At 56.5% G+C, this 24,017-nt stretch carries 16 protein-coding genes and 1 pseudogene; 7 read left to right on the forward strand and 10 right to left on the reverse strand.

What is annotated here, in order from left to right; genetic code table 11:
* The first annotated feature begins 86 nt into the window (after positions 1-86).
* Positions 87-1,361 (forward strand): IS4 family transposase, encoded by a 1,275-nt coding sequence (locus PHA81_RS11460; protein ID WP_273836867.1) that lies wholly within the window; start codon positions 87-89, stop codon positions 1,359-1,361.
* Between the two features lie 414 nt (positions 1,362-1,775).
* On the opposite strand, the gene PHA81_RS11465 is transcribed toward PHA81_RS11460, so the two are convergent.
* Positions 1,776-3,014: a transposase gene (locus PHA81_RS11465; protein WP_273836868.1), complete on the reverse strand. Its 1,239-nt coding sequence runs from the start codon at positions 3,012-3,014 to the stop codon at positions 1,776-1,778.
* Positions 3,015-3,268: 254 nt separating this feature from the next.
* Here PHA81_RS11465 and PHA81_RS11470 point away from each other — a divergent pair, with 254 nt between their 5' ends.
* Positions 3,269-4,624, forward strand: a complete 1,356-nt coding sequence (locus PHA81_RS11470) for an AAA family ATPase (protein ID WP_273836869.1) — start codon at positions 3,269-3,271, stop codon at positions 4,622-4,624.
* A 127-nt stretch (positions 4,625-4,751) separates the two neighbouring features.
* On the opposite strand, the gene PHA81_RS11475 is transcribed toward PHA81_RS11470, so the two are convergent.
* From PHA81_RS11475 to PHA81_RS11485, 3 genes are all read right to left on the reverse strand, one after another.
* Positions 4,752-5,768, reverse strand: a complete 1,017-nt coding sequence (locus tag PHA81_RS11475) for a DUF6610 family protein (protein ID WP_273836951.1) — start codon at positions 5,766-5,768, stop codon at positions 4,752-4,754.
* 61 nt (positions 5,769-5,829) lie between these two features.
* Complete coding sequence (locus PHA81_RS11480; protein WP_273836870.1) at positions 5,830-6,738, reverse strand: N-6 DNA methylase; 909 nt, start codon at positions 6,736-6,738, stop codon at positions 5,830-5,832.
* A gap of 70 nt (positions 6,739-6,808) precedes the next feature.
* A complete protein-coding gene (locus tag PHA81_RS11485) occupies positions 6,809-8,743 on the reverse strand; it encodes a hypothetical protein (protein ID WP_273836871.1) in 1,935 nt (644 codons plus the stop codon).
* 369 nt (positions 8,744-9,112) lie between these two features.
* On the opposite strand from PHA81_RS11485, the gene PHA81_RS11490 reads away from it, so the two are divergent.
* Positions 9,113-9,673: a hypothetical protein gene (locus PHA81_RS11490; RefSeq protein WP_273836874.1), complete on the forward strand. Its 561-nt coding sequence runs from the start codon at positions 9,113-9,115 to the stop codon at positions 9,671-9,673.
* A 1,083-nt stretch (positions 9,674-10,756) separates the two neighbouring features.
* Here PHA81_RS11490 and PHA81_RS11495 read toward each other — a convergent pair.
* Positions 10,757-13,732, reverse strand: a complete 2,976-nt coding sequence (locus PHA81_RS11495) for a VWA domain-containing protein (RefSeq protein ID WP_273836875.1) — start codon at positions 13,730-13,732, stop codon at positions 10,757-10,759.
* Between the two features lie 614 nt (positions 13,733-14,346).
* Between PHA81_RS11495 and PHA81_RS11500 the strand changes: the two genes are divergently transcribed.
* The 4 genes and pseudogenes from PHA81_RS11500 to PHA81_RS11515 all read left to right on the forward strand — a co-directional run bounded on the left by PHA81_RS11500 (position 14,347) and on the right by PHA81_RS11515 (position 17,929).
* Positions 14,347-14,952 (forward strand): hypothetical protein, encoded by a 606-nt coding sequence (locus PHA81_RS11500; protein ID WP_273836877.1) that lies wholly within the window; start codon positions 14,347-14,349, stop codon positions 14,950-14,952.
* A 5-nt stretch (positions 14,953-14,957) separates the two neighbouring features.
* Positions 14,958-15,986 (forward strand): hypothetical protein, encoded by a 1,029-nt coding sequence (locus tag PHA81_RS11505; RefSeq protein WP_273836878.1) that lies wholly within the window; start codon positions 14,958-14,960, stop codon positions 15,984-15,986.
* A gap of 30 nt (positions 15,987-16,016) precedes the next feature.
* Entirely contained in the window at positions 16,017-16,442 is a 426-nt protein-coding gene (locus tag PHA81_RS11510; protein ID WP_273836879.1) for a hypothetical protein, read from the forward strand.
* 58 nt (positions 16,443-16,500) lie between these two features.
* Positions 16,501-17,929: pseudogene (locus PHA81_RS11515) on the forward strand (IS66 family transposase).
* Between the two features lie 271 nt (positions 17,930-18,200).
* Here the strand turns inward: PHA81_RS11515 and PHA81_RS11520 are convergent.
* The 5 genes from PHA81_RS11520 to PHA81_RS11540 form a co-directional block, all read right to left on the reverse strand.
* Positions 18,201-18,923, reverse strand: a complete 723-nt coding sequence (locus PHA81_RS11520; protein WP_273836880.1) for a DUF3800 domain-containing protein — start codon at positions 18,921-18,923, stop codon at positions 18,201-18,203.
* Between the two features lie 225 nt (positions 18,924-19,148).
* Complete coding sequence (locus PHA81_RS11525; protein WP_273836883.1) at positions 19,149-19,556, reverse strand: hypothetical protein; 408 nt, start codon at positions 19,554-19,556, stop codon at positions 19,149-19,151.
* A 359-nt stretch (positions 19,557-19,915) separates the two neighbouring features.
* Complete coding sequence (locus PHA81_RS11530) at positions 19,916-21,460, reverse strand: AAA family ATPase (RefSeq protein ID WP_273836884.1); 1,545 nt, start codon at positions 21,458-21,460, stop codon at positions 19,916-19,918.
* Positions 21,461-21,643: 183 nt separating this feature from the next.
* Entirely contained in the window at positions 21,644-23,209 is a 1,566-nt protein-coding gene (locus PHA81_RS11535) for a hypothetical protein (RefSeq protein ID WP_273836885.1), read from the reverse strand.
* 129 nt (positions 23,210-23,338) lie between these two features.
* The gene (locus PHA81_RS11540) at positions 23,339-24,016 is read right to left on the reverse strand and encodes a hypothetical protein (protein WP_273836886.1); all 678 of its coding nucleotides are present in this window, start codon (positions 24,014-24,016) and stop codon (positions 23,339-23,341) included.
* Position 24,017 lies beyond the last annotated feature (1 nt).

A 24,017-nucleotide genomic window follows, 5' to 3' on the forward strand; every position in this document is an offset into this window, starting at 1 on the left:
GTGACAGCGGCGGCTTATCGAGGCATCTTTTCGGCAGGAGTGAGGAGGCGGTGTCTGTGTACGACGATGCCTCCTCACCTCGAATTATGCAGCGGCTCACTACGCTCTTTCCATCGACGATGCTCGAAGAGCACGCCGAGGAACTCGGCGTGGTCGAGCGAGATGGGAAGCTCCAGATCCCAGCGCTGGTGTGGGCGTTCGTGTTCGGCTTCGCCGCAGGCGAGAGCCGAACACTCGCCGGCTTCAGACGTGCCTACAACTCTACAGCCGACGAGGTGCTCTCACCTGGCGGTTTCTACCAGCGACTCACACCGCTGTTCGCGGAGTATCTCTGCGACCTCGTCGAGCGCAGTCTCGACGAGGTCGCTGTCCCACACACGGTCAGTGAGGAATTCAGCCGGTTCAGAGACGTGATCATCGCTGATGGAACCGTCCTGCGGTTGCATCAGTTCCTTGCTGAGGAGTACGAAGGTCGCAAAGAGGAGCAGGCTGGAGCACGGCTCCACCTGCTCCACAATGCCACCGACCGGACGATCGAGAGATTCAGCGTCACCGACGAAAAAGCTCACGACAGCACCGCATTCGATACAGGCTCGTGGCTGAAAGGACGGCTGGTACTGTTCGATCGAGCGTACTTCAAGTTCCGCCGGTTTGCACTGATCGATGAGAACGACGGCTACTTCGTGAGTCAGCTGAAGAGCAGCTCGAATCCAGTGATAACGGCAGAGTTGAGGGAATGGCGCGGTCGCGCCATTCCTCTCGAAGGTGAGCACGTCTACGACATCGTGGAGGATCTTCAGCGGAAGTATATCGATGTCGAAGTAGAAGTCTCGTTCCAGCGGCGCGAGTACGCGGGCACGCAGTCGTGGGATACGAAGCGATTCCGCGTCGTCGGCGTCCGCGTTGAGGACGCCGACGACTACCAGTTGTACATCACGAACTTGTCGCGGGAGTCGTTTCTCCCGGCGGATATAGCGACACTGTATCGGTGCAGGTGGGAAGTAGAGGTACTGTTTCGAGAGCTGAAGACGCAGTACGAACTGGACGAGTTCGATACAAGCAAGAAGCACGTGGTGGAGGTTCTGCTGTACGCAGCGTTGCTGTCGTTGGTGGTGAGTCGAGCGTTGCTAAAGGTAGTGACAGAGGAAGCTGATGACGAGTGCGTCTTTCCGACGGAACGCTGGGCGGCGACCTTCCGGTCGCACGCCCAGCTCATCCTTCACGAACTCGGTGACTACCTTGGCTACTCTCCACCACCGCTGTTGGAACGGCTGATCGAAGATGCTCAGAAGATCCACCAACAGCGACCGATTCTCCAAGAACGGCTCGCTACCGTCACTCAGCCAACGATCGAGGCTTAGCTAAAGACGAATGCCGTATGGGGGCTATTATCTTCTGAAGATCCCTCCCCCGCCATTTGCAATGTTAGCTTCCAGAGAATAGAGTACGCTAGCTCGGACGTAAACCAACAGTAAGAGCCCAATCCGGTGGAAACACTCACAAGCAGCACGCTTTAAGGAAAAATTAGGCTATTGAGCAAAAGACTTATTGCAATCAATGGTGTACCGAACCCGCACTAGAAAAAGAGATGATTGGTCATATAGTAGATATCTAACATTAGCAGGGAATTCCGGTTCTAATTCAGTCGTCCCTGCCGATTAAGAGATGACTCACATTGCAAACGGGGTGAGTGTAGTAAACTACCCCTCCCTGCTCGCTCGCGGCAGACGCCGCTCGCTCCCGGAGGAAGGGGCTTTCATGTGGACTCCCGACAATCAGTCCCCGGCAATAAGCCGTGGACCGTCGTCGGTCATCGTCCCACGATTCAAACGCACGTCTACTGGTGCGTCTCCGCCCGAAGACATTTGCGACGAGCGGAGTCTGTGGTATTCCTGTCGGGCGTATCGCAACCCGATGTTTTTGGCCGCGTTGTAGTCGGCATGGAGTTCGTACCCGCACGAGAGGCACGCGAACGAACCGCCGTCGCGGTTGTTCTCGTGGGTGAACCCACACTTCGAACATCGCTGGCTGGTGTGGTCCGGGTCGACGGTTTCGACCAAGACACCGCGTTCGGGTGCCTTGTACGCGACGTACTCGTAGAGGCGTCGGAACGCCCAAATGTGGTGCCAATCGGCCTGTGGAAGCCGTTCGCGGATGCCGTCGAGTTCTTCGAACACGACGGTCGAACAGTTATTCTCGACGGCTTCGGTCACGATCTCGTTGGCGAGCGTGTGGAGGTATTGCTTCCGCCACGCTCGCTCGCGGCGACCGAGACGCTTCATAGCGTGGTGACCCGCTTGCGTCGCTTGCTGTTGCATCTTCGTGCGGCGCTTCTCGAACTCGCGCACCCAGTGGTCGTAGTCGTCGCCCTGCCAGAACGTGCCCGTCGAAGCGACGGCCAGCAAGTTCACGCCGAGGTCGATACCGAGGACCGAACGGTGCTCGGTATCTGTCGAACCTCTTTCGTTGGCGTTGTCGTACCGCCGTGTCGTGATGTGTGCGTAGAACTCGTCGGTCGTTTTGTCATACCGAACCGTGCTCTGCCGAAATTCGTACTCCTCGCCCAAGACGTACCGTTCGTAGGGTGTCGGGGAGTCCGATGGCAGAACGAACGGACACACGATACGCCCTTCGACTGTGGAAAGCGACAGTTCGCGCCGTCGGAACGTCGCACACCGCCGGTCGTAGTCCATCGTTTCGGACGTAAATACAGGCCGGGAGACGCTCTGTCCCTTCTTCCACCGTTCGACACAGCCCTTGACGGCTTCGACGCCGCGCTTGATGGCGGCTTGGACGAGCTGGGCTTGAAGCTCCGTCTCGTCGCGGAGGCCGTCGTAGAGCGCGTCCCGGACGTTGCGCTTGTGGGTACGACACTCGTGGTAGTCGGTGTCGGCCCAACAGAACGCGGCGGTGCGGTTCGCACAGTGCAGGTACTGTTCGGCGGTCGCGTGGAGTGCGCGGCGTTGCTCGTCGGAAACGGCGAGTTTCACGACGGCAGTACGGCGCACGTCCATGGTTCAGATAGACCATGCAGGTACATAAAGACGCCGCTCGGGAGTCGGACTGCCGGCACCGAGCAAACGGCGGTTGCACAGACTCACGACAAAGCTTACGCGCTCCTCTCCTCCCTACTCGCGGCTCCGTTCCGACCTCCGTCGGAACTCCGCCACTCCTTGAGGAAGGAGGCTCCGCGCTGTATGGTTGCTGAATTCTCGTTAACTCTGCAAACGGTCGTAAGAGTTATTGCAAAGTGAGGGGATGCATCGTTATGACCGAACAATCGGAACCACTTTCTATCTCTGAACAACTCGCTGGTGATTATCAATCCGTTTTCAGAAACAAGAACCTCATTGAGCCGGAGACCATCGTCAATGAAGACCGTATTGTCGGCCGAGACAAACAACTTAACCTCATCATAAATACACTTAAGCCGGCCCTTCACAACGAGCATCCAGAAGATATGTTACTTCGTGGACCATCTGGAACAGGTAAAACACTCTGTGCAGGCACTGTAGCCAATAAGACAATGGAAATTGGCAGACAGCGAGATATTCAAATAGAATATATCGAGGTTAATGGCAAACATAAAAAATCAGAGCATGAAACCATCCACGAGATTGCACATTCTTTAGAAGCCAACCTCAATCTTGAACAAACATCAAAACGTGGGGTATCTACCAGTTCAAGGTACGATCGAATCTTTGAGATTGTGAATGATCATCTTAGTCTTGCAATAATTGTTCTCGATGAATTAGATCTTTTGATTGGCGATACTCGTACAAAAGATGAAACTCCTGCATTTTCTGACGTGCTTTATAACCTCACTCGATCGAAAAGAATCGGAAATATGGATGGAACAATTTCTCTCATCGCCACCACTAATAGCCCGAAAAGTTTGATGGATGGGTTAAATTCTCGGACTGCCAGCACATTCAACCCCTCGGAAATCTCCTTTGACGATTACAATGCGTACGAGCTAACTGAGATTCTTGACCATCGACGTGATGCCTTTCGTGATGGAATACTCGGCGAAGGAGTCATTGAACTCGTGGCTGCGGTCAGTGCACAGGGTGAAGGAGACGCGCGATTCGCGATTGATTTGCTTCGGGAGTCTGGAAACATTGTCAACCGTCTCGAAAAAGACAAAATTTTAGAACAACACGTTGAGCAAGCTCGAAGCGAGGTTGAGAAGAATTACGTCCAAGACATAATCCAAAAGGTGTCTCATCAGAAGCAGGTATCGCTTCTTTCGACCGCCCTCGTTGCCATCCATGGTGAAAAAGTGCTGAATCAGGAGCCTATGTTGCGCTCTAATCGCGTCCCATCGAATGTGGGATATACTCTCTACCGTTGGATTCAGGATCAGACGAGTTCAGAAATGCGCTCAAAGCATAGCTATCTGCGATGGATGCGGGAACTCTCTACTTACGAGGTTATAGAAAACAACCGACGCGGCCGCGGAAACGAACAGGGCATGTTCTCGGAATACACTTTTCCTCATCTTGATCCGGAATCTGTTGTCAGAATCATCACAGACAGTGATGAACGTCTTTCTGAAGTGACTCAGGAAGAAGATGTGATCGAAACAATTGTTGAAGCAAATTTGAACGAGTTTGCTTCGTAGGAACTTCTGCTCCGAGCCACCTCACATTGCAAACGGGGCCGCATTCTAAAATTCACATCCGATTATTGTAACGCTCACATTGCAAACGGGGTCACACCCTAAAATTCACATCCGATTATTGTAACGCTCACATTGCAAACGGGGTCGCGTCTCCTGAACAGAGATTCGGACAGCGATACTCGAGGTGCGCACGCTCGGTGTCGCTACGGTAGGCTAGAGTCTGTCCGCCTTCGTAGTCAACGACAACCGCGTCTTCGAGTGCCTCTCGCTCTCGAATAGTCTTACCACTGGCTGCGAACACCGGGTCGTCAGGTTCGCACACAGCTGCTCCGATACTCTCTATCGCCGTTTCGGCCGGCCAGACTCCTCGTTCTTGCCAGAATTTTCGCATCTCACGGAGGCTCTTTCTGACAGTTTCGCGGATCGAGAGGTAATCAGCCGCCTGCCAGCCGTTACGGCTCCAGTATTCTCCGAGGTACGCGACACGTTGGGGGCCGTTCCAGTCAAGTCCGACGATATCCGCGGGTGGGTCGCCGGTTATCGTTGGCTGGGTTAACCGTTCAATCGCCTCGAACTGTTTGGGTGGACTCGCGCCGAGCAGGTGGATGCGTCGCCCCCGCCAATCGCTCAGGGTGCTGATGTCCGTCGCCTGGATATCCGAGTATCCCATCGGGTAACCGAGAACGAATCGCTCGTCGATGATCTCGAACGCCTCAGGGCATTTCGGGACGATCACGAACTCGGTGGTGGGAAACTCATCGACGAGCGATCGGGCAAGACATGTGTAGTCACGAGCCTGCTCAGGCGTCGTAACATCGCTGAGAACACACACCCACGGCTGCTTGGGGAGATCTCGGATGCGTGTAACGTATCGATCGGCATCGGGGTCGCGAAAGTCGTTATCGACCATCAGGACGGGCGTCTCGACATTTGCGAAGTCGCTGATCTGGAGTGAGTAGTCCTCGCGGATACCGGGGAGAAATCCGAGTTCGTAGGCATCGGTGGCAAACGGATGGCGGTGGAGAAACGCGACGTAGTCCGCTTGACGGGCGGCAGCAATGTCGTCACCGTTCCCAACTGCCCGCGAATCTGTTTGCCCTGATGTGGTGCCAGTTGCTGGTGCTGGTGGATGAGATCTGGACATGGGTGGAAACCCGAATCCGAATTCGGACACTCCCCACACCGAGTGAAAAACCGAGCTGTCCTCACTGGTCAGCGCCGCCTTGACCGTCAGTAAATGCAGCGAACTGGGCCTGCTGCGTATCCATCTCCACGTCCACGTCGACCTGGACATTCTGTTCTCCAGCCTCGTCCGCGCCATCTGCTGCTGTGGGCGGTGACGAACCGCCAGGGGCCTCATCCCCCGAGGTGGACAGGAATTGTGGCGGCTCGCACTCTTGGATCGGCGCATCCATTAGCCCTTTCGAGGGCATGACCTTCCATGCGGCCATCGGATCGGCTTTGAGCGAATCCCCGTGAATCGCAAAGCCAGGAAGTCCTCGGATGGCGAAATTGATCGCGGTCATCTTGGCGCATCTGCTGTCGATGTCCTGTCCGACGAACAGAGCGGCGTATGGAGAGTCAGCGAGTTCTTCGAGGCGTTGGGCAGCACCGATAAGGAGACCGCCGCTCCCGCAGGTAGGGTCGCGAATGGGAATTGGGTCGTCTGGGGTTGTGCTCTCGATTTCCCCGACAGTGGGGAGCATCATTCCTCCGAGCAATCGCGCAGTAGGCGGTGGCGTGAAGTGCTGTCCGTTTTCTTCGGACGGAGCGCCATGCTCCTGGTACAGGCACCCGAGCACGTCGGCGTCTGTCTGTTCCATCGCTGCGAGCAAGTTGGCAAAGCCTTCCGAATATGCTCTGAAAGCAGTCTGTGTCGTCTCTTCGCCGAAATCGCTCTCGTATCGATCGACCACCTCGCCGTGGCTGTCGTCGTCGCGTTGGAGGCTCGCGAAGACGATATCGATCCAGTCGCGGAACACGCGTGCCCAGCCGTGGCCAGTCTGCTGACGAACGTCGGTGAGCGAGTCGAGAACGGGTTTGGTGTAGGTGTCGTCGAGGTAGGGATGGGGTTTTCCACCCCTCTGGAGGAGACAAACGAGACCCAGCGACACTGCTCTCTGCTTTCTATCGGCTAATCTGAACCCAGTCCAAAATTCTCGTCGATAAAAGTATTTCAGTTGCTTACCGGTATTCTGACTTGTAAGGGGCAGCGATCAGATTGGCATTTGCTGATTCGTTGCCTCCCTCTTGCGTCCCGTTCGTTCCTGAATTGCTGGCTGTAGATGTAGGAGAGTTCATCTCAGTGTCATCTGCGCTTGCCACTTCGTTTGAAGTCGAGTCTTCGTTTCCATTGTCGACAGCGTCGTCAGAGCCATCAGTTGGTGGCTCAGGTGGCGTCTCGGTAGGTTCTGGTGTCTCGGTAGGCTCTGGCGTTTGAGTCGGTGTGTTGGTTTCAGGGGGTTCTGGTGTTTCGGTAGGTGTTTCTGTCGGGTCTGGTGTCTCTGTCGGTGGTTCAGGCGGCGTTTCAGTCGGTGTTTCCGTCGGGGTGGACGTTTCAGTTGTGGTCGGTGTCGGTGTCGGCGTCTCTGTCGGGTCCGGAGTAACTGTTGGTGGTTCCGGTGGGGTTTCGGTAGGTTCTGGCGTTTGAGTCGATGTGTCGGTTTCGGGGGGTTCTGGTGTTTCAGTTGGTGTTTCTGTTGGCTCTGGAGTAACTGTTGGTGGCTCAGGTGGTGTCTCGGTAGGTTCTGGTGTCTCCGTCGGCTCGGTCGTTTCAGTCGGTGTTTCCGTTGGAGTGGACGTTTCAGTCGATGTCTCGGTTGATTCAGGCGTTTCGGTTGGTGTGTCGGTTTCTGTGGCTGTCTCAGTTGGCTCGGATGTTTCAGTGGGTGTTGACGTGTCGGCCGATTCAGGAGTTGATGCCTCGGTCTCGGTATCAGTCTCAGTCTCGGATTCAGCTGCTGAGTCCGTTGAAGTTGCCGTATCAGTTGCTGTTGTGGCTTCGGTCGGCGTTTGAGTTGACGTGGTAGTTGTCGACTGTGGAGTATCTGCTGCCGTTGAGGTTTCCGTTGATGTAGCTGTCCCTTCTGCTTCAGTCGTCTCTGTGGCTGTCGGTGACTCCGTGGCTGTCTCGGTGCTCGATTCGGTTTCTGTAGTGGTCGGAGTTACTGTCTCTGTCTCTGCTGTTTCAGTGGTGGTCTCGCTCTCTTCGGTTGTGGTCGGATCTGTCGTTGCCATCGAAGACGTATTGTTCGGTAGATCAATAGTCAGATTCTGGGATTCGTTTGGTCCGATTGTCTGAGTATCGGCGTCGACGAACACCTGGAGGTGCTCGGTTTCAGGACTCCAGACCGGTTCGGGTTTCGTGTAGCTCACCAGCGAGAGTTCGACCGGCCCGCACCCTTCAGCAACACTGACGGCCACCGTGGCAGTATTGTTTTCAGCATCAACGGAGATTGGCGTACTTTCGACACATCGTGCGAGCGTCTCGTTCGTGGTAAATTCGCCGTCAGACGACCGATAGAGCGGCGTTTCGTTGCTGCCGTGCGCGAACCGAATCAGTTGGTCGTTCGTATAGGTGCCGTTGGGACCGCGAAGGTTCTCGATCGGCTCACCCTTGACGAAGTCGATCTGATAGTGGGTTGCGTTCGGATCTCTATCGATCGTCTCGTCGCTGTCGGATGAGTTGTTGGCCGCTGTGGTTGACTGATTCGTCGTTGTCTGGTTCTCCGTGGTTCGGTTCGTGAGTTGGTCTTCGATTTGGGTCTCGACGGTCTCTGAGTTCGAGTCCCCTCGCGTCACGAGCGACACTGTTGCGACATCGCCGCTGACATTCTCGATACGAATGGATCTGACAGCCACCTTCCGATCATCGTACATTTCCGAAAGAGACTGTTTGAGCTGACTCTGATTCATCTCGCCGGAGATCGTGACCTCGGCGGTGATGATCCCGTTCGAGCGGTTGACGACCTCTACATTTTCAACGCTCATTTCGGCTGTTTCGGCTTGGACAGCGTTTGTGGCATCACTCGAGGAGGAGTCTCCGAGGAAAACTCCACCTCCGATAATTGATGTGACCAAAACAAACGCTATGCCAATCACGGCATAGTTTCGTTGCATCAGTTTAGCTCATTTTTACCTTTGACAAAAACCCAACGGTTGCTCTTACTCCTCGCGAGGAGGGCGTGGCGTGTGCTGAGCAGCGATGGTGGGACTAACGAATCGTCGCGCCCGCTGGGGGACCTCAACACCGTCATCGACTGGCAGCACGTACTGATCCTCGTTTGCGAGGCGTATCGTCGCCGCGAGCTCGTGCTTACACATCACTCGCGACGGCCGCTTCTGTTTGTACGGGCAAGCACAGACCAACCCATCTGACCACGGGATGAGCGAATACCGGCTCTGGCTGTTGTATTTCCCAGTGAGGATTGGTGCTGGAAGCGAGATACCGTACTCAGAGGGTGCTGTCTGATCGTCAAGATCCGTTTCGTGAACGACGTACTGTTCGTCGATGCCCCGTTTGTTTGCGAACTCGTCAGTTGGTGTTTCTGTGGGGATGATCACGGCTCCGATCCACTGATTCGCATCATCGAATGCCTCTCCGGCGTCGCTCGGATACAGACTCTCGACAGTACCGAGAATCTGGTCGAGGTTTCTTGGGATATGCTCAGTATACCATTCGAATCGTCGGTGTTGGATCTCACGCAGCTCGGCGAAGTACGGTGCGAGTTCGTCGCGCAGGAATGCAGGCGCATCTGCAAATTCCTCCCCATCTGGCAGCGTCGGGTAATAGCGCTGTTCAGCCTGGGAGATCTCGGTGAGCGTCCGATCGGCGTACCGGCGCGGACGCGGCTGGTGCGACCCGTGGAGTGGATGTGGCGTCAGAGGGCCACCGTCGATGAAATCGACGCGCAACCGGTGCTCGACTGGTTCGATCTCGGGCGGATCAGCTTCGACATCGTGAACGTAGTTGGGATGCGATACGGGGAGCGCACCGGACGGGAGATCAAGCGATGGCAGGCTTTCGTCTGTCGGTTGGATCTGTTGTGAAGACATGGATACGGATGAAGGCGAGCAGTTGTTGGTTGCTGTCTCGTTTCTCTGGACTGGAAAAACCGGGTAAGCGGGTTCTTCGATTGGAGGATGTTAATCAAGAATGTACACCCACTTTGAGCGTCGCCACCGATCACCATTGGCGACTTTTCTGCGTCCATCGCGATTGGTCCAGCCACTCCCGTCTGCCCAGACTGATTCTTCGAGTTCGAATCCAGCGGCCTCGTAGCAGGTGCCATCGTTGCCTCCGACACCCGCGTAGGCGACAAGCCGCTCGTAGCCGTGATCGCGAGCCCAGTCTCTGGCTCGGGCGATGAACCATGACGAGGTGTTTTGAGGCCGTACTGGGTGGCAGGCCAGCCGGGAGATCACGATCTCCGAGTTCGGATCAGCGTGTGGTGAGGCGGGTGTTGAAAGGATCAACACAGCGATTGTTTCACCGTGGTAGGTGGCTTCGAATGCAGCCTTCCAGACGTGGACGCTGCCAAGCGTATGGTCCACGAGTCCATCTGGACCACCTTCTAGGAAATCGTTCATCCGGGCACGTGAGCCAGCTCCTGAGACTTGGCCGACAGTGAGCGCTGCACACGATGGCGGCGTTGGAACGTCTGATCGGTCGCGCACGTCTTCCCACCGCCGCCAGGTTGAGCCTGATCCATCGATTCCTCGTGGTGTCTGGCGTCGCCAAGTCCGATCTGATGATTCAAGCGTCGTGAGAACGCCTTTCGCGCTATATCGCTCACCGGCGTCGAATTCGAGCCACACGTTCCCGTGCCCATCGACGTCGATTTCACGAAGTTTGAGACGGCGATATTCTGCCAACCGCTCTCCAGGCCGCGAAGCAACTTCGCGTCGTCGGTAGAGACAGTCTCGTTCGTGGATCGCGATATTGCGACGGGTTTCGGGATCGATTGCGTGAGCGGCATCGCGTCCGGAATCATTCCGGTGGACGTCAAGATTCCAGGACGCCCACGGAGGTGTTTCGAAGACGAGTTCTGTTCCATCGTCGAAAGACAGTGTGTCGGACATGAAGATCGCCTCATCTCTCTCGGAAAGAAAAACCGCAGCCCGGCTACAGGATCACAACCCGCTGAACATCACAGCGAACTGATCGAGCCGGTCAGCGAGTTGGCCCGATTCATGAACGTACACGTGACGATCGTAGAACCGCTCGTTGCGACTGACTCTTTCGGGCACGCTCCCCGAGGGCTGATCGAGAACCAGCGTGACCCCACAGACGGGCGCGTACGACTGGGTGAGTTCGTCTTGATAGGCATCTGCACTGCCTGGCTTACCATCGGTGACGACAAGCACAAGCGGGCTGTTCCGTCGCTGCTCGAGCAGCTCTCGACTGAGCCCCAGTGCATCTGCGAGCGGTGTCTTGCCACCGTACTGTTCGGAGAGGAGGCTCTCACGAACGTGCTCACTCCCAACGCTGAACGGCTTGATCAGCCGGGCTTCTGTGTTGATGAAGTCGATCACGCCGACGTTGATACCGATCTCTTCGCACGCGAGTGCGAACCGCACGAGCGCGTCCTCGGCGGTTTTGATATGCTTCCGCATTGAGTTACTCCGATCGAGAATGATCACGAGGTCGTACTGCTTATCATCGCCGGGCTGGCGCACTTGGAACACGTCGACATCGCCACGGGCGAGAGCGGCCGTACGCCGTCGATCGAACGTGCCACTGGTGACGCCAGAGCGGTGTGCATCCCGGTGACTCTCTTTCAGTGCTTTTCGAAGAGAGCCACCAACGAACTCCGCATCGGCAGCGGCGTCTCCCCACCGCTCCGCCGTCGTTTTTGTGCTTGACTCCTCCATGTCTGGCATGATGTCGAGTTCCGACAGCGATCCTGGTGCGGCTCCCCCTCCTTTCTGTTCGTCGAGGGCATCGAGCGCGTCGGCGACATTCTCAAGATCGCGTTCAAGCCCTCTCTCGTCGGGTGTTGCACGCTCGGCTTCGTCGTGTGCTGCATCCCGGTCAGTTTCGAGCGCACCCTCACGATCGAGACTATCATCTCTGTCTGCGTGATCGGGGGTCGATGCCGGTGACCGCTTGTTTGCGTCGGGAGTGGTCTCGGTTGACGTATCCTCACGCTCGGTGTCGCCATCGGAAGCCGGCGTGTCGCTTTCTGAAGTAGTGACCCCGTCCTTGTCCTCAATGCTGCTACTTTCGGCAGGTCCCTCGTCGCCGACGCTCTCACTGTCGTTCCCACTACCAGTGTTCGATCCCTCATTAATGCTGCTCTCATCACCGCCGTCGGTAGTGTCGTTTCCAGAATCGCCTACGGTGTCGCTTTCGTTCGACTCTGACTCCGATTCCGATTCTGATTCTGGCTTTGATTCATTAGCGTCACCGACATCCGTGGGAGAGCCGTCACGTTCCGCATCGGACTCGTTGGCAGGTGATTCGTCGCTGCCACCGCTATCCGAAGCGGATGCTCCACTCTCAGTCTGAGATTCCGATGTGGAGAAGCTCCCGAGCGAGGCCTGATTCGTGTCGTTGCTGGGTCCCCACGGGTTTCCGGAGGATTGAGACCGGGACTGGGACTCCGATGTTTGCCTTTCGGATTCACCCTCACTGCCCTGTTCGTCACTCTCACCAGCTACGTCGGTGGTCTCGCTGTGGTTCGCGCCAGAACCATCGTTCTGGGAAGACTGTCCATCGTCGCTTCCGGGCGTCTCCTCGCTGTTGCCTGCGTCAGTGCCGCTATCCGGCGTAGCGTCAGTATCACCTCCCTCGTCTGGGCTGGTGTCGGTGTCCGAACCCCCAACCACATCGGCGTTTTCACGGCCATCGTCCTCGCTACCAGCATCGCCTGCTGTATCGGCGGCACTCTCGTTCTCACGATCTCCTCCTGTGGCCTGATGGTCGTCAGCCGACTCTCTTTCGACTTCACTGTCTCCGTTTGATCCGGCTTCGTCCTTGTCTCTCCCATCATGTCCGGGCTGGCGAAGTGCGTCAGCGTCTTCGTTGCTTCCAATGTCTGGATAGTCGAGCACATCCGCTCCTGGATGGGACTGGCGCTGGTCGGTGTTGATCGCATCCGGGTCCGGCTGATCACCCGCCTGCGAATTACTCGACTCCTCACTTTCACCTGCCCCACCCATCTCATCTGGCGTGATACCCTCGTCAGGCCTACTGCTGTCAGGATCGTCTCCCGACCGATTGTTGTCCGGAGCGCTCTCGCCGGTCTGACCAGCTTCACCCTCCACCGACGATCGGTCTGCGTCTGCACTCCCATCGGTGGGTTTCTCTGTTTCACCGTCAGCTGATGAACTACTACTGTCACTGCTGCTGGCGTCGGCATTAGACTCGCCGGTAGCTCCATCGGGATCTGGCTGGCTGGACTCCTGCTGGTTCTGTTGAGGCGGGTCAAGCAGCGGTTTGACGACACTCTCCCACCAGTCGAGGATGTGTTCGATGCGCTCGACAGAGTTGGGCGTACTGAGGATCGTCGCGACGAGTTCCGAGATGCTGTCGGCGACCTGCTCGTATGCCTGTCGGTCGGCGTCACCAGCGAACACGATCCGATCGTCGTCGGGATCGCAAAGCGCGTCACGTACGCCCGTGTCGTAGATGCCTTCATCGTACAGTGCTGTCTCGATCGCATCCCGAAAGGTGAACGCACAGGATTCTCCGGTCTGATACTCCTCAGCGTGAGTGCTGATGCTGCGCCTGACGAGCTCGATCCGGTCGGCAGCGATCTGACTCTGATCGAGTCTGAGTTGGTTTTCGATGGCGGCGTCTTCACAGGCGTTCCACAGCCCATGAACGAACTCCTGATGGGCTTCGTCGACGCGCTCTTCGAGGAGTGCTGCGGCGTTCGCGATGGCCGTATAACGGATGTGGCCCAACTCGTGGAGTGCGGAGCCGAACTGTTGGGCGCGATCGGCCGTCAGCTGGTCGGCGATCGGGAGATTGTCGATGGTCGCTGGGCGAGTAGATATGAGAACGAGATAGTCGGCGTCGACCGACTCAACGAGTTGACGAGCCTCATCATCGGCGAAGTCGGCATTATCGGACTCGATCAGTGCCTCTTCACTGGTCGGCACAACGAAGGCGGTCGGCACGTCTGAGGAAAGCCGGACGGCGATATCCTCGCCCGTATGGGCACGGATGTACTCGGTGAGTCGGCGTTCACGGTCTGCGCACGAACGAACTGTCTCAGCCGGTGGTGCGAGAGCATCGCTTGCAGCGGTAGCGCTGTCTGATTGTGTGGCGACTGATGATGAAGCTGTCATTGACGGTCACGCCTCTCCCCGCAGAAAAACTATGGTCCTTCTATAGGGATTAGCCGAAGTGTTCGTACTTTCAATGATACAGATTGGTTACCTGTTGAACTCAGCGTGCAAGATACAGAGGATGAGGGCGCAGTAAAAGGGGCCCTTAAGAATTTGACACTGATTTTCTGGCAATACAGACTCTCTCGCCAGGAATTATATAGCGAAACCCCCTTTCTCCAGTGCCCTCAGAGGATACATTCAACAGGTCGGTACATATAGCCGGACTAGTCAATAGAGGGGAGTGCATCGTCGTTCGGTGGAGGATTTACACCTCAATTCAGGTTTCTGATACAAATTGAACCAGTAAAGCCTGTGGTTTGAAGTATTAACCAGACCGATTGGTTGTCAGAGGCACTCGTGAACGCGAAGCAGTGGGGATATCGATGGTAGGGAGCCCACTAATAGCAAATCCTGGTGAGCACGACTACGACATCCTCCACATGCCGGGGTATCGACAAGCTCAGAGTGCCCCCGAGTGCATTCACTACTCCCTCTGGTTAGCCATTCACTACGTCGCGAACGAATACCCAGACAAAAACGTTCGTGACAGAACACAGCCCCCCAAGCTGGATCTCATCAACGATCACATCGATATTGGTGAACTGGGTTGGGAAAACGTCGGGCAGCAACCGCTCACGCAGCTCGCGTCCGAAACCGGCGGCCTGAAACTACATCTCAAGTACCGGTATAATGGACTACCACAGCGTGTCGACGAATTCGCCAGCGAAGGATTTGATCAGCTGCTGCCGACCATTATCTGGGTTGATCAGGTTCTCCTAAAAAACAATGAGCGAGGAAAGGGACCGATGCATGGGGTTGTGGTGTGTGGGGTCGGAAACGATCACATCACGATTGAGGACCCTCTTGTAGAAGGAACTACAACGCTGGAAATAGACAGGCTAGATGATGCCTGGGACCCGGAGTTTAATACGGCTATAGAAGTGAGACTCAGGGACGGGTTAGAACCTACACGGAGGGATGAACTATGAGTACCATGGAAGACGCGGGCGTCGGTCTACCGGAAGCCCGCCGTGCAGCGATGGAAGCTGTACGCTTCAACCTTGGTACCTACCTCCGTCTGGACGACGGTGAGTTCGATGAAGATGAACTCGAATACACGTTCCCCATCATCCTCCGGTCCCCGAAGCTCATCCTTGACGAAGACCGAGAGAACGCAGTCGACCTGCGCTTCCTAGACCCGATACACGTCAGTGACGTCACGGTGGATGCATCAACGAAAGATGTCAATCATCCAACCGAGTCGCAGGTCAAAGACGCGTTAGAGGATTACGAGAAAGAGCTCAATGAGGCGATTCAGAAGGCACTGGTACGCGCGACCGGAGGTAATCTCTCGCATCTCCCATTCCCCGAAAACCAGTACGCACCTCTCCAAGACATTCTCTCCGAGGTTATCTTCAATGGTGAGATCGCAGTTACGTCGATCGAGATGATGGATAGTTACGAGAGCTCCAATAAGTACCAGAAGTACATCGACAGTCTAGTCGAGCTCGATCTGCTGAAACGCAGAGGCGACGTGCTCCGGAGTGGTGACGTTCTCAACACCATCCAAGAGAAGGACAAGTTCGAGGGTCACCGGATCGAGACCCACCAAGACGAACTGAATGCGGCGCTGGGTCGGTACTTCGAGCACAACGTTGGTGAATTCGAGATGATCAAGCGGACGCTCGGTCCGTATCTCGCACTGGCCGGGTTCTACTACCGGCGTGCGCTTGAGCTGGATGAACTCCCAATCATCAAGGAATCGGCTCTCCGCGATGGTATCAAACTCGAGTACGATGGCCGAGAACAGCAGAAGAAGTTGTTCAAGATGTCGCGATATCTCGTCCAACTAGAGGAAGTCGGAGTCTTGACTTCCGTTTACCAGAACGGTGAACGATATTGGGATGGTGACGAAACCACGTTCTCCCGGTTGAAGGCGACCGCTGATCAGCTGGGGCCGATAACTGAGCTGTTCAGCCCGGCTCTCAGCGAGCAGCAAACGTTCGAGGGTCTGTCTGACTGATCGATGCTGGATGCTCTGACGTGGGTCGGTTTGACTGTCTTCACCGGTGTGCTGGCATTTGATTTCTGGCATGAGTGGCTGGGTCCGAGGTTGTTATCTCGGGAGTGGTTCCCTGGAGAGCCCGACCTGCCGCCGGTCGCTGGGGATGTTGACGAGCCTGGACCGGAGGAGTACGCGAAGGTCGTGCTAGCCGCATATCTAGCTGGTGCTGCGATTCTGTATATTGCGTTGCTCGATGCGGCTCCGGCTAGCCCTATGTGCTTACCGTATGCTGATTTCATCAGCGAGTACGTAGTGGGTGCATTGGCGCTGACAACCGGGTTTATGTGGTATTCGGAAGGGCAGGGCGTGGTGATGCCGTATCACTCTGAGGTCCGGTATACGATTGGTGTGTTGACCGTGGTTGCACCGTTGGTACTTGTTTACCCCCAGAACGATTTCGTCACTCTCTCGTAGCTGCCATTTGATCGGTTCCGTAGATCAATGCAGCAGACGACTCGGGAGTCTCTGAGGGATGGTCTCCACGCCGGAGACCATCCCGTGTCGTCTGTTTTCAACGGAGGTCTTGTTCGATGACCTCCAACGATTCTGATGAAGAACTGCTTGAGCGGATCGCTGCGCTCGAAGAAGAAAACAAGCGTCTCAGGGCCAAGCTTCGGTGGTACGAAGGACCGCACACACCACCCAGCAAAGACCAATCGAACGCTGATGAGTCGTCGTCCTCGGATGACGAGGACGACGACGATTCCGCTCGCACTGACGGTGGAACACCTGGACGCAAACCCGGACACGACCCAGCCTTCCGAAACGCTCCTGATCCGGACAGGGAAGTTGAGGTTACCTGTGAGTGCTGTCCGGAGTGCGGTGAGCACTTTGACGAGTCGGAGGGCGTCAGCCCTCGACTCGTCGAAGAGATCCCCGATCCACAGCCGCCAGAAGCCACTCAGTACAACCGCCACTGCTACGAGTGCGACGCTTGTGGCGCTGAAACGGTTGCTTCACACTCCGACTGTCCCGACGAGGGACAGTTCGGGGTGAACGTCGTTGCGCAAGCAACCCTCTCCAAGTACGAGCATCGGCTACCCCATCGAAAGATCGTGGATCGATTCGACCAACTCCACGGACTGGAGTTCTCGCCCGCGTCCGCGTGGCGCGCGACCGAGCGCGCTGCGCGCGCCGGTCGCTGCGAGTACGAGCAGATCCGTGCCCAGATCCAGCACGCCGACGTGGTCCACGTCGACGAGACAGGACACAAGCTCGATGGGGAGCAAATCTGGCTCTGGACGTTTCGCACCGACCAGCAGACGCTGTACGCTATCCGCGAAAGCCGCGGCAGTGACGTTCCCGAAGAAGTCCTCGGAGAGGACTTCGACGGAACCATCGTCTGCGACGGCTGGACGGCGTATCCAGCCTTCAGCAGGAACCTCCAGCGGTGCTGGGCGCACATTCTGCGAGAGGCTGAGGATGTAGCCGATGATCACGCGGAAGCAGAACCGATCTACCGGACGCTCAAGCAGATGTACGTCGGTCTCCAGTCGTGGCTGGAGACCGACCCATCCGAGCGTCAGCGTACCCGGATGAGAAAATTGGCTCGAACAGGACTTGAAACGCTCGTTGACCGCTCAGTGAGCGACAGTCCAGTGGCGACACTACTCGGGAAAATCGCTGGGGGGCTTGATCACTGGCTGACGTTCGTCGGCGAGCCAGCCGTCTCGCCGACGAACAACGCCGCCGAAAACGCCCTGCGTGAACCGGTGATCCTCCGCAAGCTCATTGGGACGCTTCGCAACGAGCGCGGGATGTTCGTTCACGAAACCGTGCTGTCCCTGCTGGCGACGTGGAGCCAGCAGGGACAGAATCCATACGAACAGCTCCAGCGGGTTGTCCGGGACAACGAGATGATTTCACCAACTCAGGCTGTTCCCGAAGTTGCGTCGGGGTAAACACATACCACCGTTGTATATGAGTACCTGCGGAACTGGCGTGTTGTAATTGATCAGGTATCCCTGTTCTATCCGAGCAGAGTTTCCTCTGACTCTAGCAACTGTGAGAGGTGAATTTGCATTTCTTGGTGCAAGTCGTGGACGTAACCCTATGACTTGAACGGCGGTCTCGCCACCAGTCTATAACCTTTGAGCCTCCTATTTTGACGGCGGCGATAGCTGCGCCCGCGACGGTGATTTTCCCTCGGGGATACCGAGCGTAAGCCTCACTTTAGATCCCGTTCAGCTCATCGAACGTTTCCGGGTACACCTTGATTCCACTCCCGACAATGTCACCGTCATTGTCTCTCAGGAGGTGTGGGTCGATATGTTGGTAGAACTCGTCTGTGTAGCCGTCGATTACCCAGTCTTTCACGGCAGAAACGACCCAGTCTGCGAGTTGCAGTCCGTACGAGTCTTCGTCTTCCAAGGGGATTGAAATGTTGTTCACGCGCCGGAAATCGATGTGGTCCGTCCCGTATTCTTGGAGGTTCCGATGTGCCTCTTTGATGGTGTTGTCCTGGGTAGTGTCACGACTGTCGATGAAGATCATGCCCTTGTCTGCAGCTTGGGTGAGAAAGATTTCGATCCGCTCAAGAAGGAGAACGTAGGCTTGCAGATAGGGTTCTTCGCGGAGAGATGAGTGTCGCCTGTGGTCGTATGCGTCTCGGTTGATGAGAACGCTGGTGACGTTGTAGTCGATTTCCCGGTCGAGGTATTCGTAGACGCTGTGGCTGCATTCTTTGGGTTCGCCGTCATCAAACCGATCGTTACTGGCGTTTCGAAGATTTTTGAGATCGCCGTCGATTATCATATTCCAGACGTACCCACTGACGGCAGACTGGAGCCCGTCTTCTAACTTCGGCCAGTCATTTGCATCGATCATGAAAGCTCCGAGACCCAACCATTCCGATTGTTGGGTGGTGTATGTTTCGTCGGTGTAGATGAGTTTCATGCACTTGTCCTGTACTCCGTCACACCAAGTAATTTCCCTACTTGACTTGATGGGAAATACGCGGACTGTTCGGACAGTTCGACGGGTTCGATCGAAATGCCAGCCTGTGTGAGATACGCGCCCTGTATCTTGCACGCCGTTTCTGACAGCTGGTGAGAGATAAGCGAAGAGAAAGTACAGGGACTTCGGCTAAACACTATAGCAGCGTACTAAATCTCACAAATATCACTCATCTTCGACTTGGCTGGAGTCGTCGACACCATGAATAAGGAGATAGCCACCTGCCACAACGACGACGATTCCAGCTAGCAGATCAAGAGCGAAACTGAAACCACTCCCACCACTGCTATTCATCTCTGTTTGGAGTGATGTCTCTTCGGATGCCAGCGCTTCAGTTCCAGTAACAGATGTGTTGAAGGCGTATGCACCGAGAGAGCTGGCTTCGTTCCGGATGAACACGTAGTATTCACCGCCAGTGGTAGCTTCGCCGGAGAGCGAGATTTGCTCACCCGGAGCGACGTACGAGCTATCGAGGCGGTCGCCCTCGTGGTTGTAGAGAAACCCACTCAGGTCCGTCCGATTGGCCGCAGCGAGACGGACAGTGATGTTCCCGCCCGAGTTGAGCGTGAACACCAGCCAATCTTGATCGCCGGCTGGGAGGGTTCCGTTGACGGTTCGATTTGCGTCGATTGGGGTCGCGTTCTGCCACCCGTCGTTCGCGTCTGGTGTCGTTTGTGGCCGGGTGGATGTCGTACTAGCGGCTGAACCTGAGACTGTCGCTTTCGCTGTCGCACTGACCGTCGACGTTCCGTTTGCCGTCTGTGTGTCTTCTGTAGTGGGTGTCGTGGTCGTATTTACTGCCGTAGCCGGTGTTTCCTGGGCACTCCCAATCCCGATGACCCCAGCGATCACCACTACTGTCACAACGAAGATGAGACACCAACCCGCTCTCGATGAGGGCATCGCTGTACTACCTACTGATGGTGCGTTCGTCATATATCTTCAATTTTCTCGTGGGTGTCGGCTGGATTCTGATGCGGTTCGGCGGACGCTTTCGCGACGTGTTTGAGCGCGCCGCGAACGCTCGCACCCTCGTCGATCCAGTCGATAGCGTGTTCGAGTTTTCGTGTCGAGACGGTCGGCCACGTCTTGTTGTCCCGAGTTGCATCCGCGAACTCGACCATCCGCTTGATGTCGTCGCGCTTGACGCGGAGTCGATCCCCATTCGCAATCTGGTCGAGCAGCGCGATTTCCTCGTCGTCATCGAGGTAATCGAAGTAGATCGTCTGAAAGCGGTCACGAGTCGCGGCGTTCAGTGGCTCGCTATCACGATACTCTCGCGTTGGCGGATTCATCGTGATGATCACCCGCGCGGCCGGGTGTGGGACGATCTCCTCGCCCGACTCCTTCACCGTGAGCACGTTCTGGTTCAGGATCTTCTGGAGTGCCATCATCACACCCGCCGGCACGACGTTACCCTCGTTGATCACGATCGAGTAGCCGTGCTTCATCGCTTTGGTGAGAAGACCGTCCCGGAACACGGACACGCGGTTTTCGTTCACTGTTGAGATACCAAGCACGTCCTGAGCGACCATTGACGAGTCAGCATCAACGCTCACCAGTACGCGATTCGTCTTCCAGTGCAGGTACCTCAACAGGTAGTTCTTCCCGCAACCGTGCGGCCCGATCAACCGCAGTCCCATGTTCCCACGAGCGAGCTTTTGAGCGGTGGCTTCGAGCGTATTCAGCCCGACGTGCTCGACTTCTTTTGTCTTTGGCTTAACTGGCTTGCCGTCATGCTGGGGGAACTCGTTTGCCTGAACCAGATGTGGATGGCCCGTGTCTTCGAGAACCAGAAACCCCTCATAATCCGGCTCGGTCGAAGAAGCAGTGGGACCGAGGGCGACCGGATCTCCCACATCCTGAGAGATTTCAACGATATCCTGAACGACCGCACGCTGGCCATTGTACTCGTCGAGGTGGTTCTGATAGCGTTCGAGCGCTTCGGACGCGAGCATCTTCTCGGTCGGAATGTGTTGACCGGCTTGATCGATGACGAGCTGGGCCTTGCTCTGGGTCATCGTCGGGATGTCGGTCAGATCATTCGGCGTGGCCGCGTGGAGTGCTCCGTAGGAATCGAAACCAGCATCGTGCAGCGACCCAGCCATGCTTTCGGCCACGCTGTCGAGCTGTGTAAAGTCCGCCGGCTCATCGCCAGTTTCGATATCGAGTCCAGCGATGTCGCCAAGCACGTCTGGCGCTTCTCCCACGGGATCGACGGCCGTGATGCGCTGAGCGTTCCCATCCCCGCGTTCGATCTGATAGATGTCTGCTTCACCCCCCTCTTCGGTGAGGTCCTGGACTGCTTCAGCTTCGATATCGAAGTAATCGGTCGCACGGAGGTGAAGCGTCTCGACGGGAAGATTGCCTCCCATCTCGCGCACAAGGTGTTTGGCGAGGTGGCTGAGAAGGCGCTGTTCGTCGGATGGTGCGTCTGTGTTTGGTTCGGCGTCGCTCGTGGCTGTGGCTGATGACATGGTTATCGTGGACTAAATGGCTCACTGAAGGCTGTTTGACTGTGCTCCGTCACCGCCTCTCAGGAAGAAAAAATCAGATACTGTAATCAGACTATCGTATTCTGATATAGAAATCGAATACAATATTCAGATACAGAAACCGGATATGTAGTACAGAACGAGACAATCCACGAAAGCTGACGATCAGGAGGTGAGAGCGTCGAGTTTCTGCTGGAGCCCGCCCGAGACATCTTCCTGGATGCGCTGGGCATCGACGTTCGAGAGGTCAGTCTCGGTGTCGGCATCGACACCGGGGATGGTGGCGAGATCCTCGATGGCGTCGCTGAGCGACTGCTGCTCTGGTGGGAGTTGCTTGGCCGCCGTATTCTCATCAGCTCGGAGATCGTGCTCTTTCAGCGCGAGTTGAATCGAGTGAGCAGGCTGGCGGAGCAACTGCTGGGCGACTTCGTTGTAGCTCTGATAGGTGTCCGAAGCGTGTGAGCCCTCGTAGAGCCCGTCGAGTACAACCAGCAGCGAGAGTTGGAGATTCCAGATCGTGGGCGATGAGGGTGGACTGGCGAACGTTTTCGCACGGTCGGCAGCCTCTTCAGCGTACTTACCGGGGATGCCCAAGTAGGTGTAGAACTCGTCGACCGAGTAGGGCACGTCCTCGAAGTCGATAGCGACTGCACGACTCCGGAGGATCGCCCGGTCGACCGTGGTTGTCTGCTTTTCGATGTCGTCGTAGATGTTGGTCCACCATTCGTTGATCGGGACGCGGTCGTTTTTGCGTTCGTGCGCTGCGTCGGTGGCCGATCCGACGTGCCGGCGGGAGTACCGTTGACCCATCCCGAAGATAGCAGCATCGCTCGCAGGGACGTACAGCAGCGGCCGCGCCCAGAGGGTCTGGGAGCCCCGGAAGTCGTATCCCGTCTGGAATCCACCGTAGACGGTGACGCCCTCTCCGTCACCCTCGCCACCAGTCACACCGGTGAGTGCGTCGTCGCGCTGTTGAGCGCGGGAGGCAGCATCACTGTCACCGTCGTCTGAGCTGGCTGAGTCGTCAGGTGGAACGATCGTTCGGCAGAGGTCCGGCAGGACCACGCTCATCTTGAGCGTGCCACCCCAGTCGCGGTAATGCGCCCAGCCGAACGCATCAGTCGCGCCGCGCTTCTGGAGCGCTCCCACTGTGGGCATGTACGCATCGGTAGGCTGGACGATGCAGTATTGATCCGACGCGATCTGCCACCGGAACTTCACGGGGAGGCCGAGTGTATGGAGGGCAAGTCGGCGTTCGTCGATAATGTCCTGGTGGTCGGACACCTCGACGAGCGAGTCACGTTGTTCGGCACCGATAGCGATGTCCTCGACGCTCATGCCGGTCGCCTGCTCGATGGCGTCGGTGTCGAGCCCTTCGACATCACGGATTTCGGCAGTGTTGATGTTGCCGTCCTGACCGACAAACCGATTGTCGGCGTAGAGGTCGCCGCTGCTCGCGATCGGCAGGTGACGAATCACTTCTTTGAACGACAGGGCGTTGTCGCTGAGTCGCCCGTTGCTCTTCATTGGGTCGACAGCGTCGGGATAGGTAGCGTCGCCCTCGGGAACGAGGCCACAGAACGCAAGCGTGCGCTCTCTGGCGAGGAGATCATTGACGCCGACCGTGGGTCCAGACTGGCTCTGGTTCTCGTCTCGATCGTCGATCGATGCGCCTGAGTCGTTAGCATCAGCAGCAGTGCTACTGCTGGTGGGAGTACTATCTGTGAACATGGTATCACCGGAATGAGCCGATTCGGTTCGGCTCTCTCACTCCTACGGGAGATGAAAAATTCTGTCTGCGCGCTCAGAACGAGGAGAACTATCACCGATCATTGGAAGGCGTTCCGGAATACGGCGTTTTCAGGGGTCGATCGCAAGTTCCCTACTGAGGTACTCCCATTGTTCGTCCTCAAGATGGTCACGAAGGTCGGTGAGGTCAGTGGCTTGGCTGGTTAGGATGAGGTTGGTCGCACGAGCCGGACCGAGCTGGTCGATGCCAGTCAACGTACGCCAGAGTTGTCGCGGCTCAGCCTGTGTAAAGTGTTCCTCGATGTCGGTATACGATTCGAATGGCACAGCCCTCGTGTTAGCGATTTCCGCGTCGGGGTACTCGGCGTATCTGGCGTAAACGGCACTCAGGATGCCATCCCCTCGCGTTGTCGTCAGCCCTCCGCTGTCGATTTCGGTGGTTCGGCGAAGGAGCTGTGCCAGTGTCCGTTCGTACTCCTCAACGACGACACCTCGCTCAACATCTTCCGTATCGAGGAACTCCCTGTCAGTGAACGCTCCCGAGTCAGCACCATCGAACAATTCGAGTCGTTCCAACACAACCCGTTGGTTCGTGGCGTCGACAAGAAACTGATAGTGCCAGTGTTTGTCCTCATCAATACGGTCCGTGTACGCTGTATCAATGATGGCAGTCCCTCGAATTCTCCCGAGTGCCAGCTGGAGATCGTTTGTGATGTGTGTTGTTTCGAAGGGGACATCAACGCTCCCTCCAAAGCGAGTTCCGAGAGTGATGTCCGCGGTCGTGATCATT

The sequence above is a fragment of the Halococcus sp. PRR34 genome (genome assembly GCF_028617175.1).
Taxonomy (GTDB): Archaea; Halobacteriota; Halobacteria; order Halobacteriales; family Halococcaceae; genus Halococcus; species Halococcus salifodinae.

Bases quoted from the DNA above. Each gene is read 5' to 3' on its own strand.
- PHA81_RS11460 (WP_273836867.1), top strand. From the start codon at position 87: ATGCAGCGGCTCACTACGCTCTTTCCATCGACGATGCTCGAAGAGCAC.
- PHA81_RS11465 (WP_273836868.1), bottom strand. From the start codon at position 3,014: ATGGACGTGCGCCGTACTGCCGTCGTGAAACTCGCCGTTTCCGACGAG.
- PHA81_RS11470 (WP_273836869.1), top strand. From the start codon at position 3,269: ATGACCGAACAATCGGAACCACTTTCTATCTCTGAACAACTCGCTGGT.
- PHA81_RS11475 (WP_273836951.1), bottom strand. From the start codon at position 5,768: ATGTCCAGATCTCATCCACCAGCACCAGCAACTGGCACCACATCAGGG.
- PHA81_RS11485 (WP_273836871.1), bottom strand. From the start codon at position 8,743: ATGCAACGAAACTATGCCGTGATTGGCATAGCGTTTGTTTTGGTCACA.
- PHA81_RS11500 (WP_273836877.1), top strand. From the start codon at position 14,347: ATGGTAGGGAGCCCACTAATAGCAAATCCTGGTGAGCACGACTACGAC.
- PHA81_RS11505 (WP_273836878.1), top strand. From the start codon at position 14,958: ATGGAAGACGCGGGCGTCGGTCTACCGGAAGCCCGCCGTGCAGCGATG.
- PHA81_RS11520 (WP_273836880.1), bottom strand. From the start codon at position 18,923: ATGAAACTCATCTACACCGACGAAACATACACCACCCAACAATCGGAA.
- PHA81_RS11530 (WP_273836884.1), bottom strand. From the start codon at position 21,460: ATGTCATCAGCCACAGCCACGAGCGACGCCGAACCAAACACAGACGCA.
- PHA81_RS11535 (WP_273836885.1), bottom strand. From the start codon at position 23,209: ATGTTCACAGATAGTACTCCCACCAGCAGTAGCACTGCTGCTGATGCT.
- PHA81_RS11540 (WP_273836886.1), bottom strand. From the start codon at position 24,016: ATGATCACGACCGCGGACATCACTCTCGGAACTCGCTTTGGAGGGAGC.